The 12,832-nt window shown below is 44.6% G+C and carries 17 protein-coding genes and 3 pseudogenes; 7 read left to right on the top strand and 13 right to left on the bottom strand.

Annotation, left to right across the window (positions count from 1 at the left end; genetic code table 11):
- Positions 1 to 168 precede the first annotated feature (168 nt).
- A complete protein-coding gene (nadS, locus tag FTT77_RS16175; protein WP_000369781.1) occupies positions 169 to 441 on the bottom strand; it encodes a NadS family protein in 273 nt (90 codons plus the stop codon).
- Positions 434 to 754: a type II toxin-antitoxin system RelE/ParE family toxin gene (locus FTT77_RS16170; RefSeq protein WP_000897307.1), complete on the bottom strand. Its 321-nt coding sequence runs from the start codon at positions 752 to 754 to the stop codon at positions 434 to 436. Before FTT77_RS16170 ends, nadS begins: the two co-directional genes overlap by 8 nt.
- A 139-nt stretch (positions 755 to 893) precedes the next feature.
- On the opposite strand from FTT77_RS16170, the gene FTT77_RS16165 reads away from it, so the two are divergent.
- Positions 894 to 1,313, top strand: coding sequence for an SMI1/KNR4 family protein (locus FTT77_RS16165; protein WP_001180106.1), 420 nt, complete (start codon positions 894 to 896; stop codon positions 1,311 to 1,313).
- Between the two features lie 79 nt (positions 1,314 to 1,392).
- Here the strand turns inward: FTT77_RS16165 and FTT77_RS16160 are convergent, their stop codons facing one another.
- Together FTT77_RS16160 and FTT77_RS16155 are read right to left on the bottom strand one after the other, a co-directional pair.
- A complete protein-coding gene (locus FTT77_RS16160; RefSeq protein WP_000985609.1) occupies positions 1,393 to 1,674 on the bottom strand; it encodes an addiction module antidote protein in 282 nt (93 codons plus the stop codon).
- A complete protein-coding gene (locus tag FTT77_RS16155; RefSeq protein WP_000286964.1) occupies positions 1,675 to 1,977 on the bottom strand; it encodes a type II toxin-antitoxin system RelE/ParE family toxin in 303 nt (100 codons plus the stop codon).
- A gap of 148 nt (positions 1,978 to 2,125) precedes the next feature.
- Between FTT77_RS16155 and FTT77_RS16150 the strand changes: the two genes are divergently transcribed.
- Positions 2,126 to 2,656 carry a hypothetical protein gene (locus FTT77_RS16150; RefSeq protein WP_000172759.1) on the top strand — a complete coding sequence of 177 codons (531 nt, stop codon included), beginning with the start codon at positions 2,126 to 2,128 and terminating at the stop codon, positions 2,654 to 2,656.
- A gap of 88 nt (positions 2,657 to 2,744) precedes the next feature.
- Here FTT77_RS16150 and FTT77_RS16145 read toward each other — a convergent pair whose 3' ends face one another.
- The 3 genes from FTT77_RS16145 to FTT77_RS16135 all read right to left on the bottom strand — a co-directional run bounded on the left by FTT77_RS16145 (position 2,745) and on the right by FTT77_RS16135 (position 3,912).
- Complete coding sequence (locus tag FTT77_RS16145) at positions 2,745 to 3,059, bottom strand: BrnA antitoxin family protein (protein ID WP_004728120.1); 315 nt, start codon at positions 3,057 to 3,059, stop codon at positions 2,745 to 2,747.
- On the bottom strand, positions 3,046 to 3,333 hold the full coding sequence (locus tag FTT77_RS16140) for a BrnT family toxin (protein WP_000438825.1): 288 nt from the start codon (positions 3,331 to 3,333) through the stop codon (positions 3,046 to 3,048). Before FTT77_RS16140 ends, FTT77_RS16145 begins: the two co-directional genes overlap by 14 nt.
- Before the next feature lie 246 nt (positions 3,334 to 3,579).
- A complete protein-coding gene (locus FTT77_RS16135) occupies positions 3,580 to 3,912 on the bottom strand; it encodes a MerR family DNA-binding protein (protein ID WP_117008139.1) in 333 nt (110 codons plus the stop codon).
- Positions 3,913 to 3,937: 25 nt separating this feature from the next.
- Between FTT77_RS16135 and FTT77_RS16130 the strand changes: the two genes are divergently transcribed.
- The 4 genes and pseudogenes from FTT77_RS16130 to FTT77_RS16115 form a co-directional block, all read left to right on the top strand.
- Positions 3,938 to 4,321, top strand: coding sequence for a transposase (locus tag FTT77_RS16130; RefSeq protein ID WP_001055589.1), 384 nt, complete (start codon positions 3,938 to 3,940; stop codon positions 4,319 to 4,321).
- Positions 4,318 to 4,653: an IS66 family insertion sequence element accessory protein TnpB gene (gene tnpB, locus FTT77_RS16125; protein ID WP_000618091.1), complete on the top strand. Its 336-nt coding sequence runs from the start codon at positions 4,318 to 4,320 to the stop codon at positions 4,651 to 4,653. Before FTT77_RS16130 ends, tnpB begins: the two co-directional genes overlap by 4 nt.
- Before the next feature lie 74 nt (positions 4,654 to 4,727).
- Positions 4,728 to 6,374 (top strand): IS66-like element ISAba16 family transposase, encoded by a 1,647-nt coding sequence (locus FTT77_RS16120; protein ID WP_001094417.1) that lies wholly within the window; start codon positions 4,728 to 4,730, stop codon positions 6,372 to 6,374.
- A gap of 30 nt (positions 6,375 to 6,404) precedes the next feature.
- Positions 6,405 to 6,569 (top strand): annotated as a pseudogene (locus FTT77_RS16115) (integrase core domain-containing protein); the annotation flags it as partial.
- 33 nt (positions 6,570 to 6,602) lie between these two features.
- On the opposite strand, the pseudogene FTT77_RS17560 reads toward FTT77_RS16115, so the two are convergent.
- The 5 genes and pseudogenes from FTT77_RS17560 to FTT77_RS16095 form a co-directional block, all read right to left on the bottom strand.
- Positions 6,603 to 7,595: pseudogene (locus FTT77_RS17560) on the bottom strand (site-specific integrase); the annotation flags it as partial.
- A 275-nt stretch (positions 7,596 to 7,870) separates the two neighbouring features.
- Positions 7,871 to 8,104: a hypothetical protein gene (locus FTT77_RS17255; protein WP_038350024.1), complete on the bottom strand. Its 234-nt coding sequence runs from the start codon at positions 8,102 to 8,104 to the stop codon at positions 7,871 to 7,873.
- Between the two features lie 604 nt (positions 8,105 to 8,708).
- Positions 8,709 to 10,080, bottom strand: a pseudogene (locus FTT77_RS16105) (IS1182-like element ISCfr1 family transposase).
- Positions 10,081 to 10,194: 114 nt separating this feature from the next.
- Positions 10,195 to 11,331 carry a DUF3883 domain-containing protein gene (locus FTT77_RS16100; protein ID WP_000080860.1) on the bottom strand — a complete coding sequence of 379 codons (1,137 nt, stop codon included), beginning with the start codon at positions 11,329 to 11,331 and terminating at the stop codon, positions 10,195 to 10,197.
- Positions 11,332 to 11,381: 50 nt separating this feature from the next.
- Positions 11,382 to 11,609, bottom strand: coding sequence for a hypothetical protein (locus FTT77_RS16095; RefSeq protein ID WP_000248278.1), 228 nt, complete (start codon positions 11,607 to 11,609; stop codon positions 11,382 to 11,384).
- A gap of 23 nt (positions 11,610 to 11,632) precedes the next feature.
- On the opposite strand from FTT77_RS16095, the gene FTT77_RS16090 reads away from it, so the two are divergent.
- On the top strand, positions 11,633 to 11,824 hold the full coding sequence (locus FTT77_RS16090) for a hypothetical protein (RefSeq protein ID WP_000951934.1): 192 nt from the start codon (positions 11,633 to 11,635) through the stop codon (positions 11,822 to 11,824).
- Between the two features lie 481 nt (positions 11,825 to 12,305).
- Here the strand turns inward: FTT77_RS16090 and FTT77_RS16085 are convergent.
- A partial coding sequence (locus FTT77_RS16085) for an AAA family ATPase (RefSeq protein ID WP_180109556.1) occupies positions 12,306 to 12,832 on the bottom strand: 527 nt, incomplete at its 5' end.

Here is a 12,832-nt window from a genome sequence, read left to right as displayed (position 1 = left end):
GTTTTATGATAACTTTACTGTTAAAAGAAGTCTAGACAACCTTGTTTTATGCTTGGATATAAGGCTTATTTTAAAATAATAGTAGTGAAGATTTTCTAAAATTAACATAATACACCTTATACGAAATAAAAATGGGAGCCTTAAGCTCCCATTTTTTAAGTAATTTTTTCAAATAAGGCTTGGGTGAGCATCTAAAATTCGAATCAATGTAGCTGCTGGTCCAGTTGGATAGCGTCGTCCCTGTTCCCAATTTTGCAGGGTACGGGGGCTAATATGTAGACGTGCAGCAAATTCATTTTGGCTCAAGCCAGTTTTTTCACGTACTTCTTTAATATCAGGCAATTCGAGTTCTGTAACTCGGCTTGCTTTAACTTCTTTACGTTTGATAGCTCCAGCTTCTTTGATTGAAGCAACCAAGTCATCAAATAAGTTGTTATCCATGAAATTGCTCCTTCACGAGTTGGTGCAGAATGGCGGTTTCCTTATCTGTTAAATTATCTTTTACTGATTTTGGATAAGCCACTAAGAAAAAGATCTGATCATCCTCGGTGACCCAATAATAAATCACCCGTATCCCACCACTTTTCCCTTTGTTACCTTGAGCACAACGTACTTTGCGAATACCACCGCCATTCTTGATTAGGTCACCTCTATCAGGCTGTACCAAAAGATCTTGCTGAAGTTGACGATATTCCTCATCAGATACAAGGTCTTTAATTTGCTTGGTAAAGATGCTGGTTTCAATAAATAACATGGACTCTTTATACGTCAATGGCGTATTTGAATTTTAGCAGTTTCCATAACAAAAAACGAGAGCTGGTAGATCTCGTTTCGCATAACAGCCATTATGTTAAATTGTAGTAAGAACTTTAATGCGATAGAGCAGAATGTATATGCAAAATAAGCTTGATAACATTATTCAAGAATTAAAAGAACTATCTGGGAATAGTCGTCTAAACATAGAACTACCTGATGATATTTTCATATCTGCTTATGAACGAAAAATAGGTTTTATTTTTCCAAAAGATTATAAAAAAGTTTTGAAAGAGATTAGCAATATCTTTTATGGAACAATTGAATTAGCGTCTCTTACAGATGAGAAAGAATGCTATCGAGGGCTATCTCAGATATTAAATGATGCTAGGGAGCAAGGTCTGCCAGAAGATTGGCTACCTATTTGTGAAGATAATGGTAGTTATTATTGCCTATCTCCTAATCATAAAATTAGATATTGGACAGCAGATGGATATAGCGATGAGCAGTGGGAAGATTTAGCAGATTGGATCAAGCAAGTTTGGATAGATGGAAATTAAGAATTTCTAAAATTAACATAATACACCTTATACGAAATTAAAAAATGGAGCCTAAAGCTCCATTTTTTAATAACTTTTTTTAAATTGCTAAGCGTAAATTCAGTGCTTTTACAACTTTAATCACAGTATCAAAACTAGGGTTAACATCACCAGAAAGTGCTTTATAAAGACTTTCTCGGCCTAAGCCTGTATCTCGTGATAATTGAGCCATTCCTTTAGCTTTTGCAATGTTACCTAAAGCCTTTGCAATGAATGCGGCATCGCCATTAGATTCTTCAATACATGCTTGTAAGTAAGCCTGCATATCATCCTCTGTTTTAAGATGCTCAGCACTGTCCCATTTGCGAAGTTTAATAGCCATTTATAGCTCCTCCTCTAAATCTTGTGCCAATTGCAGGGCAAGTTTTATATCTTTACTTTGCGTAGACTTATCTCCGCCTGCTAAAAGAATAACAACCCTTTGCCCTTGCTTGCAGTAATAAATCCTATAGCCTGGCCCAAAGAAGAAACGTAATTCAGAAACACCTTCACCGACCGGCTCAGTATCTCCAAAGTTTCCATCTTCAACCCGATCAATTCGGACTTGTATGCGTCTTTTTGCCTGCTGGTCTTTTAACTTGGTGAACCAGTCATCAAAGACTTCAGTGGTATATATTGAGTACATAAGTAGAATGTATCCTATAGGATACATTTATGCAAGAAATAAACTTGATATTTGGGGCTCGAAACGGTGAATTTCGTATAACCGCCATTATGTTAAGTTAATCAAAATTCTTAATGCACCAAAACCTAAAAATTTAAATGGAGTAAAAATGACTTTAAAGGGGTTAGATATTCAAGAAGATTGTATCAAAGCTATTTCTAATGAATCTTTAATATTTGATATTAAGAATAAAGAGTTTTTAGAGGATATAGAAAATCTTTTATTACAGTATTTTCAAAATTTTAGTAATGATTTAAATGGAATTGAGTTTGATAATTTTTCTGTGGAGTTTTGGTTCGATGCAGGACAATTGATTATTTATCCTGAAAAAGATTTATTAGATCGTAAACCCTTTGAATCTGAATATGATTTAGATAGATTAGACCCTTATTTTTATCTAGTTTGTGAAGAATATAGGATATATTTTGATGACTTAATATCTCGAAAAGTAAGCGATCAAGTATCTGAAAAAGAAGCTATTTCTAAAACTAATGACGTAATTGATTGTGTAAGCAAAGCTATAAAAAATATAAATGATGAAAACAATCTTTTAAAGATGTTAGGCAGGCCTAAATTAGAAATAAGATATTTCGGTGTAACGAAAGAAGAACTTTTAGCAAAAGAAATTCTCGTGAAATGAAGTAGATATTTTTGTCGTATTAAGGAAAACTAAAATTAACATAATGGGCGTTATGCGAAGTCAAAAATGGGAGCTTAAGCTCCCATTTTTATTGATGATTTTTTAATTCTTTCAGCATAGCATCCCGTAAAATTTCATTCATTCGTGTTTGATAACCTTTGCCTTGTGCTTTGAACCAAGCAAGTACATCAGCATCTAACCGAATTGAAGTTTGTTGCTTCACTGGGCGGTAAAATTGATTTTGGCGTACAGCACTGCTCCAATCGGTAATTTCAGGAATATCTGATAGATCTAGCTGATCATCAGGAACCGTGCCTTTAGCAAGCAAGCGTTGAATTTCAGCATCTTGCTTCTCACCAAATTTCTCATTCAGCTCTTTGCGTGAGTATCTAACCATGCTCATATTTGTTTCGCTCCGCTTTAGTCACTTGCCTTGCACTAATGATTCGTATGATTTCACAGTCATCTTCATCAAAAATGGTGTGAGCCACCAATAACATTAGTACGCCTTTAACTCGTCCAATGGTTTGCCAACGTTCTTCACCATCGGTATGTCTGTCTTGGATTGAGATCCGTAATGGATCTTCAAAAACAAGGCTTGCAGTTTCGAAAGAGATATCATGCTTTTTCTGATTCTTTCGATTCTTAGCCTCATCCCATTCAAAATACTGTTCCATAAAAAACATTCAAATTTGTATATACAATAATGTATCACAAAATTGTATAACTCAAGTTGAGAAGCGTAATTTTTAGTCAAATTTATTGGCAAGAACTATCAAAACTGCTCATAAAAAAGCCGACTTGTTTCCAAGTCGGCTTTTGAACATCATCGAGCAAATAATTTATATCATAAGTTTTTGATTTTTATATTTTTCAATTTGTGCATTTCGTATAACGCCCATTATGTTAAATTGAGGGGAATTTCAGCTATTCATTTCTAATTTTTTGATGATATAACAGTTCTCAATTTTACGATTATCCCCACAAAGATTTTCTAAGTCATCTAATTGTTTCTTGAAGGAGGTTAATTGCTTAATTCTATTATCTAATTCTTTTGTATGTTTTTTTATAAGGTTATTTACTTTAGTACAATTTTGATTAGGAGTTTCTAACTCCTCACATAGAGACTCTATATCTTTAATAGAGATACCTAAACTTCTACAATTTAATATAAAACTTAATTTATCTAATGAACGTAAGCATCCGGCTAACACAGCCTTACCAAGCGATCCTATAAGCCTTAATTTAGTTCCCACCTAAAAACAAGTGGGGACTTAATCCATGAACATGGATATATATTCAGCAACACCTCCTGTTGCTAAAAAACGCAGAACATACAGCAAAGAATTCAAACTCAGTATTGTCAATGCCTGTAAAAATCCTAATACCTCGATCGCTTCGGTCGCACTGCAACATAGTATTAATGCCAACCTTGTCAGTCGTTGGATCAGGATCTTCAGCCATCATGAGGGTGCCGTGCAGGATCCTACTCATGTGAATCCAGCATTTATTGCTTTGCCTTACACTGCTGCAATCAGCCAACCTATTGATGAGAGGATCACGTTGTGTATCACCGTGCCTCATACGAATAATGATATTCAGCTAAAATGGCAGACATCAGAAATACCTGCCTTGGCAGAATTACTCAAGGCACTTGCAACATGATCCGCATTGATGAAATCTGGTTGTCTACTCAGCCCATGGACATGCGTGCAGGTATGGATACGACCATGGCTCAGGTGGTGAGAGCCTTTGGCTACATCAAACCGCATTGTGCTTACCTGTTCTGTAATAAACGTGGCCATCGCATGAAAGTACTGGTACATGATGGACTGGGCATCTGGCTGTGTGCCCGGCGGCTGGAACAGGGCAAATTTCACTGGGCTCAAGTTCACCAAGGTGAAACCGTGGCCCTCAGCCCGGAACAGTTACAGGCACTGATCCAAGGTTTGCCCTGGCAGCGCATTGGACGACAGCAGGTGGTGACGATGCTTTAAACCAGGCTGTTCCATTCTGCTATTCTCCAAACGTTCTATTTCATTCTTCTCATGACCTCAGGCATACTGCGGTCATGAATACGCTGCCTGACTTAAGCCAACTGACCCATGAACAACTGCTGGAATTCACCAGACAGTTGGCGATGCAGCATCAGTCTCTAGCACAATCAAATCAAGAATTAGAAAAATCAAACCAGCAATTGGATGCCAAAGTTCAACATCTTGAAGTCACCAATCAGCAATTAGATTCTAAAGTTCAACATCTTTCTATTCTCAATCAAAAATACGAGCATGAACTCGCACTATTTAAACAGCACAAATTCGGCAGTAAAAACGAACATCTCACTGCAAAACAAATCCACCTGTGGGATGAAGCGGTTGAAGAAGATATTGCTGCGGTTGATCTAGAACTGGAACGGCTAAATGCAGATAAAACCGATGCAGCGACACAGAAAGCCAAAACCAATAAACCTAAACGTCGACCACTGCCAGATCATCTACACACCATCCGTATTGAGCATGAACCTGCATCAACCCAATGCGCTTGTGGCTGCCAACTCCGTCGTATCGGCGAAGATGTCAGTGAAAAACTGCATTTCAGACCGGCACAGTTCTATAAGGAACAGCATGTGCGTGGTAAATGGGTCTGTGATCAGTGTGACACCCTGACTCAGCAAGCGATGCCCGCCTATGTGATTGATAAAGGCATTGCTTCACCTGAACTGCTCAGCCATGTTTTGGTATCGAAATATGCCGATCATTTGCCGCTGTACCGTCAACGTCTGATCTATCAGCGGGCGGGAATCGAACTTTCTAGATCAACTTTATCTGACTGGATAGGTCGCTGCGGTGTAGAACTGGAACCTCTAGCCAATGCCTTAAAAGAGGTGGTACTACAACAGCAGGTGCTGCATGCAGATGAAACACCGGTCACCATCATGCGGATGGGTGAGAATGATAAAAAACCGAAGAAAGGTTATGTCTGGGCCTATGCCACTACACAGTACAATCCAGTTCAGGCGGTGATCTATGACTTTCAGGATAGTCGTTCAGGCCAGCATGCTGCAGAGTTCTTGAAAGGCTGGCAGGGTTATCTAGTCTGTGATGATTACAGTGGTTATAAAGCACGCTTTAAATCAGGCCAGGTCATTGAGGTGGGCTGCATGGCCCATGCACGTCGTAAATTCCATGAACTGCATGTAACTGGGAAAAGTCAGGTCGCTGAACAGGCATTAGTGCTGATTCAGAAACTGTATGCGATAGAAGCAGAGCTCAGGAAAAAGACCGATGGTACAGCGGAAGACCGCCGCGAATACCGACAACAGCATAGTCAACCAGTGATGCAACAACTATATGAATGGCTCAACCAACATCATCTGACAGTGCCATCGAGTTCTCCCACCGCCAAGGCCATCAATTACACTCTGAAGCGTTGGCCAGCTTTAAGCCGCTATCTGGATGATGGCAATCTACCTATTTGCAATAATTGGGTCGAGAATCAGATGCGTCCCTGGGCGTTGGGGCGCAAGAACTGGCTGTTTGCAGGTTCGCTGCGCAGTGGTCAGCGAGCGGCAAACATCATGACGTTAATCCAGTCAGCAAAGCTGAATGGCTTGGATCCGTATGCCTATTTAAGTGATGTGCTGAAAAGGCTGCCGACACATAAAGTGACCCAGATTGAAGAGTTACTGCCACACTGCTGGAAACCTAAATCGAATTAAAATTGGTATGGGATTCAGCGGACGCTTACGTATATTGAACGTTATAATCGGACTATACGTTATAGCTGGCTAAGCAAGCATCTATTTGACACACTGGAAGAAGTACAAGATTATGCAACAAACTGGTTGTGGCATTACAACCATGAAAGACCACATCAAGCTAACAAAGGAAAGCCACCTCTAAGGGCTGCTTAACCTCTACTTTTAACTTCGGTTATTTATGGGAGGATTACCATAACTTAAAGCAGAATAGGGAGGCTTTAAGGATGTAAATAAGATATGTGAAGGAATTTCTTTTCGGATTTCATTTATATAGATTTGAAGAATTCTGTAGTCTCGTTCCTGCAGTTTAATTACTCGGTACGAATATTCATTTTTGATTTTTGGCTTTTTTGATCGATCATCGAACTCATCATCTGTATTTGTAATAATTAAACTAAAACTATGATTCTGAATTGATTTTTTAATAGAGTTGGTTGTTAGTAGCATAAGCTCACCAATTCTAAGACCATAGTTGAGCATGAGATGTATGATCAGAAAGTTTCTGAGTTGTACATTTTTAGATCTAAAAGGATTTAATTCATTGTATTTATTAGAGTTACTTGGTGAAATGACTGAATACAATCCTTTAATCATTTCCTGATTCATGCTCTTAAAATTATGATTTATCTCACTTTTAATTGTCTTATTGGCTTTTGAAAAATTATTTATAATTTTTTTCTTTATTGTCATATATTTATTCAAGTTTTCTTTAATTTTTTGAATTTCCTTCAACGTAAGTTGTGGCTGTGATTGCATGCTTAAGTATTCATTAATCAAGAAGTTGTAAAACTTTAAGAAGGATCTAACTCTATGACCAATTGTTGTGTAATTAATATGTTCTGAATTGCTTAGCCGTATAAGATTACTTTCAAGTTTTTTATTATTTTCTAAGTAAACAATGAAATTATCAATTTCACATTGAATGATCTCAAAATTATAGGATGTCGAATAGAACGACTCACAAAAGGACGTGGCAAACTTTTCAAACCAAAATTCATACCAAAATTTTATTGCGATTAAATCTGCATGCTGCGTAGAGATACTTTGAAATCTAAGAAATTTCATGGTGTACAGCATAGGGTACATACATGGACAGAATGAATCTAAATCAAATAAAAGAATAATTTGATTTTCGTTTGAGACTTTCTTTTCTAAATGAATTGTTTTTAAAGCAAACATAGTAAAGTTTATGAATTATTCTTAAGGTCAACATATCATATTTTATGATTGAAATAGAAATTAGTTAAGTTATTGAATCTTAGTTCAAGAAAGAAAAATATGAAGTTATTGTTAGGTGTATCGGAATTGTCATAATTAAAATTCTCAAAGGAGTAGAAAAGGCACTACCCCACAATTTTTTTCTCTCAAAATGTCATTCACTGTCATTTTTTAGTGGCAAGTACCAGGTGCAATTCTTTTTACGGTGTATTACACCGTAGATGTTTTGAGTGAGCTTAGCTGGCACCGTAAAAGTTTTGATCGACAAAATATCCAAAGTCAACTGGACTGTTAATCCATTTGCTAAACAAAACGTGAAACAGCAAATTATTGTAGTCTATATATTTTTCATAATTGTTCACGATACCTAAGTTCAGCAAGTTTTTTTCAAACTCAATGCGTTCAATGGGTTCTGATTTCACAAATGCATGGATGGATGCTTTGATTGTGGGAGGAAAATAAAGTGTCATCCTAACTACAGGACCCTGCAACGTAGCAATTCCTGTAAAAATCCATTTAAAACAATGACTTATTTCAATTCTGCCATCTGCAAGCGTTTTGTGGGGATGGAGGCCGGAATCATTAAAGTATCATCCTAATTTTCGCTCAACCTTGGAAAATGCTGAGAATCGTAAAAATAAAGTTTCATCCTTTCCGCTACTAGTTCAAGGCTTTCTTCCGGCCGCCGGCAACAACGCTGCTTGGCTGAGGCGATCCACTTGCGCTACCGCTCACTGATCAGATCGAACTTGAACTCGACGAGCAGCCAACCATCAGGCCGAGCGTGATCGCCAAAAAAAACGGATCATGCGAAATCCTTCGTTGAGTTTGGCGCGGGTTTTAGCAAATCAGCTGGCCCGCGATCCGGTTGAGAGTGATCCGAAGCGGTCCTTGACGACCGGCACAAATCGGCCGATTCTGTTGAAAAAGTAGCTTTAGCGGCAGCCTGCCGATCAGGTGTGCCTGCTGTCGAAGTGGCTGCAAGCCACTTCAAGTTGCCTTCCGGCGTTTCACTGAGCGTCCTTGCTCAGGTTTAAGGGTTAATTTGAGGGTTTCTGCTCGTAGCAGGCATACCTATCCCGTCAGCGGTGGCCCTTGAGGCAAAAGCTTGGCCATGCGGCGCAGGTTCTGCACCATCGCAGCCAAGGTGAATTCGTCAGTGGCACCCGTTAGGCCACGCAGTCGTAAACGGTCGAGTTTCATGATCCGTTTGAGGTGGGCGAAAAGCATCTCCACCTTCTTTCGTTCGCAGCGAGAGACGAGGTACTCCGGTGTCTTGGCGATGCGTCGAGCCACGTCGCGGGCAGCCTCATGGATGCTGCGGACGATCTTCCGATTCGGCGTGTTGGGGCAGCATTTCGCTTTCAACGGGCAGGTGGCGCAGTCGGTTTGGCTGGAGCGGTAAATGACGGTTTTGGCCTTAGTTACCCGCGACCTTTGCTGGGTGAAGGCGCGCCATTCACTGCGTAGCGGTTTGCCGGCTGGGCAGCGATATTCATTGGCGTCCTGACTCCAGTGAAAGTCGTTACTGGAGAGGCTGTCGTCCTTGCGCTCGGTCTTGTCCCACACCGGCACATGCGGTTCGATGTCCTTTTCTTCGACCATCCAGGCCAGCATCGGGGCGGTGCCATAAGCGGTATCGCCGATAAGGCGTTCCGGTGTGAGATCGAACTGCGCCTCGACACGCTCGACCATCGTCCTAGTCGAATCGACTTCGGCGGTACGGTGCGCCGGGGTAGCTTCCACGTCCATGATCACACCGTGCTCAGTGTCGATCAGGTAATTCGTGGAGTAGGCAAAAAAGGCCGGGCCACCTGGCGCTGCTGTCCAACGGGACTGAGGATCAGTGAGCGAAATTTTCTTGGGAAGAGCCTCAGCCAGCGCCTCTTCATCAAGGGCTTCGAGGTACTCGCGCACTGCGCGGCTGCTGAGCTTTGGATCGTTCCAATCGACCTCATCTCCCGCCACCCCACGTTGCCGGCTGGCATCCGCCTTAATGATGCTGGCGTCGACGGCGAAACCTTCACCCTTGACTAGGCCGGCTGCCATGCAGCGCCGCAGCACCTCATTGAATAACCAGCGGAATAGATCGCTGTCACGAAAACGCCCATGGCGATTCTTCGAGAAGGTCGAGTGATTGGGGACTTCGTCTTCCAGACCCAACCGGCAGAACCAGCGATAGGCCAGGTTCAGGTGCACCTCTTCGCACAATCGCCGCTCGGAACGAATGCCATAGCAAGTAGCCGACGACCAGCATGCGCACCATCAACTCCGGGTCAATCGAGGGACGCCCGATGGGGCTATAGAAATCTGCCAGGTAGGCACGTAGATCACTGAGATCCAAGCACTGGTCGATGCTGCGCAGGAGATGTTGGGCCGGGACGTGATCTTCCAGATTGAACGAGTAGAACAGGCGCTGCTGTCCTCCCGGTAACTGTCCCATCATGCTGTTCGCCCCCACGCTCGCTGACAAAGCAATTTTGCCAACGGCATGGGGAGGCCGCTACTTTTTCAACAGAATCGGCCGCACACAGCCATTCGGCTCAACAGAACCCTGCCTTTACCCCACCAAACTCCGGAAACTCGCCCGGTAGTCCGTCGGCTTGAGATGCACATGTTGGCTGAGGTCGCCGGGTAGCGTGAACAGGCGCGGACCGTCCCGAAACTGGAACACGCGATACAGATGGAATTGATCGCCCGCCTCCTTGGAGAATTCGAGTTCGTTGTGGCTGACCAAGAAAGACGAGCCTACCCCGCCATTGGTGGTTTTCACCTCGATGAAGCGCTCATGGGCGTCCTCTTCGAACGACAGGATGTCGAACCCCGCACCGTCTCCCTGGGTGTCGGACACCCAATCCAGCCGCTGAAAAAGCTCTGGGTGGCCGAGCTCGGTCAGGCGTTGCTGTTCGTAGCCAATCACCCACTGCTCCCCTGCCCGGCCCAGCTTGCGGTTGGCTTCATCGCGAGCGGCATAATCGAACTTTCGCGGTAGGCGTTGCCGTAGAGATGCCGGGGTACGCACAAGCACTTCACGGGCGGGTGGTTCTACCAAAGCCGCTCGGTAGGTTTTGTCACCCGGAAGTTTTACCTCCTCCAGGGCATCGACAAGAGCGCCGACCGTCTGCTGATGTTCCAGAACGTAGGCGTGTACGGATTTACGCAGCAGCAGTTGGCTGTTGCCGCGTGGCTTGTAGCCGTTGATATAGGGCAGGCCCAGGGCATCGAGTACGGCGCTAATGTTCTGGTGCTTGAGCTCGACTGAAGACTTGCTGCGACCGTTCAGCAGTTGGCGCAGTGCCTGGTTGTGCTCGGACTTGTTGTACGGCTCCCCAGCCGCCTCGGCACGCAGCATGTCGAAATAGTCTTCGACCGTGGCCAGGACCTCTTCTTCGGACCAGTCTTCGCCGATGCGAATGATGCGAAACCCGAGCCGCGTCAGCGCCGGAACGACGGTCGCCTCGCCACCGGAGAAGCTGTCAGCAGTGAGCGGGCCCTGCTCGGGAAATTGCTTGCCGAAGGCCACACCGGCGATGGCCTTGGAATCGCAATCGGTGCCGGTCTTCGGATCACGTACCAGGAAGTCGCGGGACTTGCCGTAGCCGTGGCGCGCCAGGAATTTCGTGCGGCCCAGTTGCACGAACTCATCGATGGCAGCCTGCACGGCGGCGGGGCTTCGAAGCTGGGAGAGTTGAGACACAGGGTCCTTCCTTACTGTCATGGTGTGCCGGGAACCGCCGAGCCACGAGATTATGAGTAGCCCCTGAACAGAAACGTCACGATAAAAGCCGTGAACGCCACCAGGCCCATTAAATCCCTTGCGTATTTGCAGCCCGTGCTGTCCAAACCTGTACCAGGTCCGATCAACACGCTCCAACCATTGAGGTACGAAAACACCGCCTGACCGAACAAAAAATGCGTGATAGCCGCCGCAGCCATGACGCCGGAATCGTCAGACAGGCTGTAGCTGTTGACCATTGCCCTGTACGCCTGCATCTGAAATGGCTATTGCCCTGATGGGAGCCGGCTTTTCAGCCACCGACACCAGCGATGCCGTCAATATTCTTTACCCGATAACCATGACCGTACAAGCTAACAAGGCCTGGCAAGCCAGCGGACTTAAAAAGTCTTTTTTTCTACCATCCCACAAAAAAGTTCGTGGTGGAGAAAAGATAAGCTATGCAAGGCTTTAGGAGACGTGGTTTTTCAGGATGACGAAGAACGATTCGGCGCTAGGTGCAACATAGGTGCATCGCACGAGCGCTAGGAACGGCGAAAAAAGGCGGACGTGGCGAAATCGGTAGACGCAGCAGACTTTAAAATTGGAGTGCCCGCGGGGAAATCCGCGGAGTAGAACCGCTCAAAGTCGGGGAACGCTAACGGGCAATACCCTAAGCCAATCCCGAGCCAAGCCCCTTCGGGGGAAGGTGTAGAGACTGGACGGGCGGCGCCTAAAGCCTTCGGGCAATGGCGAAGGGACAGTCCAGACCACGAACGTCATCAGACGGCGGCGAAAGTCGAGGTGGTACGAAAATCTGCTTCTCTGTGAGAGTACGGGTTCGAGTCCCGTCGTCCGCACCACAAAGCCAAACATCCCTGCGATGATCGACCTCTGGGCGTTTGGTCGTGAGCCCGCCACCCTCGCGCTACGCTTTGCGCAGGCGTCGAAGGCGATCAGGTGCGCCCATCGATTCCGTCGAGCACCATCGCTGCGAGTTCATCGCTGGTGTGTGCACCACTATCGAGAACACGGGTTGTGCATGGAAGCCGTTCCCTTGCGGCCAAGCATCGGGCGACATTCGCTAATCGCCACTCTCGAATCTCCGCATTTCGATTCGGGTCAGGATGCATGGTCTGGTTCGCGATCCGGTGACGCAATAGGTCCTCGTTGAGCGTCAGAAAGATGTGCAGCAGCTGATCGTCGATCCGCCTTACCCCGTCGAGTATCTCAGTCAGATAGTCCGGGTGCACGAGCGTCATTGGGATGATGATGTCCTGCGAGTAATTCCTTCGAATCTCCCTGACCGCCGCGATCGTAAGTCCCCTCCACAAGGGGAGATCCTGATAGTCTCCGCTCGCTGGCATGGGGACCGTTTCTTTCACCACGAACCCGATTTCCTCGGGGTCAAAGATCAGCGATTTGGAACGCCGATCGCGCAGCCGCTTAGCGAGCGTCGTCTTTCCGGCGCCGAAAGGTCCGT

Source organism: Acinetobacter sp. YH01010 (assembly GCF_013420775.1).
GTDB classification, from domain to species: domain Bacteria; phylum Pseudomonadota; class Gammaproteobacteria; order Pseudomonadales; family Moraxellaceae; genus Acinetobacter; species Acinetobacter amyesii.
The sequence above is the reverse complement of the archived record's forward strand: the minus strand, read 5'-3'. Positions and strand labels throughout refer to the sequence as shown.

Bases quoted from the DNA above. Each gene is read 5' to 3' on its own strand.
- nadS (WP_000369781.1), bottom strand. From the start codon at position 441: ATGGATAACAACTTATTTGATGACTTGGTTGCTTCAATCAAAGAAGCT.
- FTT77_RS16170 (WP_000897307.1), bottom strand. From the start codon at position 754: ATGTTATTTATTGAAACCAGCATCTTTACCAAGCAAATTAAAGACCTT.
- FTT77_RS16165 (WP_001180106.1), top strand. From the start codon at position 894: ATGCAAAATAAGCTTGATAACATTATTCAAGAATTAAAAGAACTATCT.
- FTT77_RS16160 (WP_000985609.1), bottom strand. From the start codon at position 1,674: ATGGCTATTAAACTTCGCAAATGGGACAGTGCTGAGCATCTTAAAACA.
- FTT77_RS16155 (WP_000286964.1), bottom strand. From the start codon at position 1,977: ATGTACTCAATATATACCACTGAAGTCTTTGATGACTGGTTCACCAAG.
- FTT77_RS16150 (WP_000172759.1), top strand. From the start codon at position 2,126: ATGACTTTAAAGGGGTTAGATATTCAAGAAGATTGTATCAAAGCTATT.
- FTT77_RS16145 (WP_004728120.1), bottom strand. From the start codon at position 3,059: ATGAGCATGGTTAGATACTCACGCAAAGAGCTGAATGAGAAATTTGGT.
- FTT77_RS16140 (WP_000438825.1), bottom strand. From the start codon at position 3,333: ATGGAACAGTATTTTGAATGGGATGAGGCTAAGAATCGAAAGAATCAG.
- FTT77_RS16130 (WP_001055589.1), top strand. From the start codon at position 3,938: ATGAACATGGATATATATTCAGCAACACCTCCTGTTGCTAAAAAACGC.
- tnpB (WP_000618091.1), top strand. From the start codon at position 4,318: ATGATCCGCATTGATGAAATCTGGTTGTCTACTCAGCCCATGGACATG.
- FTT77_RS16120 (WP_001094417.1), top strand. From the start codon at position 4,728: ATGAATACGCTGCCTGACTTAAGCCAACTGACCCATGAACAACTGCTG.
- FTT77_RS17255 (WP_038350024.1), bottom strand. From the start codon at position 8,104: ATGACACTTTATTTTCCTCCCACAATCAAAGCATCCATCCATGCATTT.
- FTT77_RS16095 (WP_000248278.1), bottom strand. From the start codon at position 11,609: ATGGTCAACAGCTACAGCCTGTCTGACGATTCCGGCGTCATGGCTGCG.
- FTT77_RS16090 (WP_000951934.1), top strand. From the start codon at position 11,633: ATGGCTATTGCCCTGATGGGAGCCGGCTTTTCAGCCACCGACACCAGC.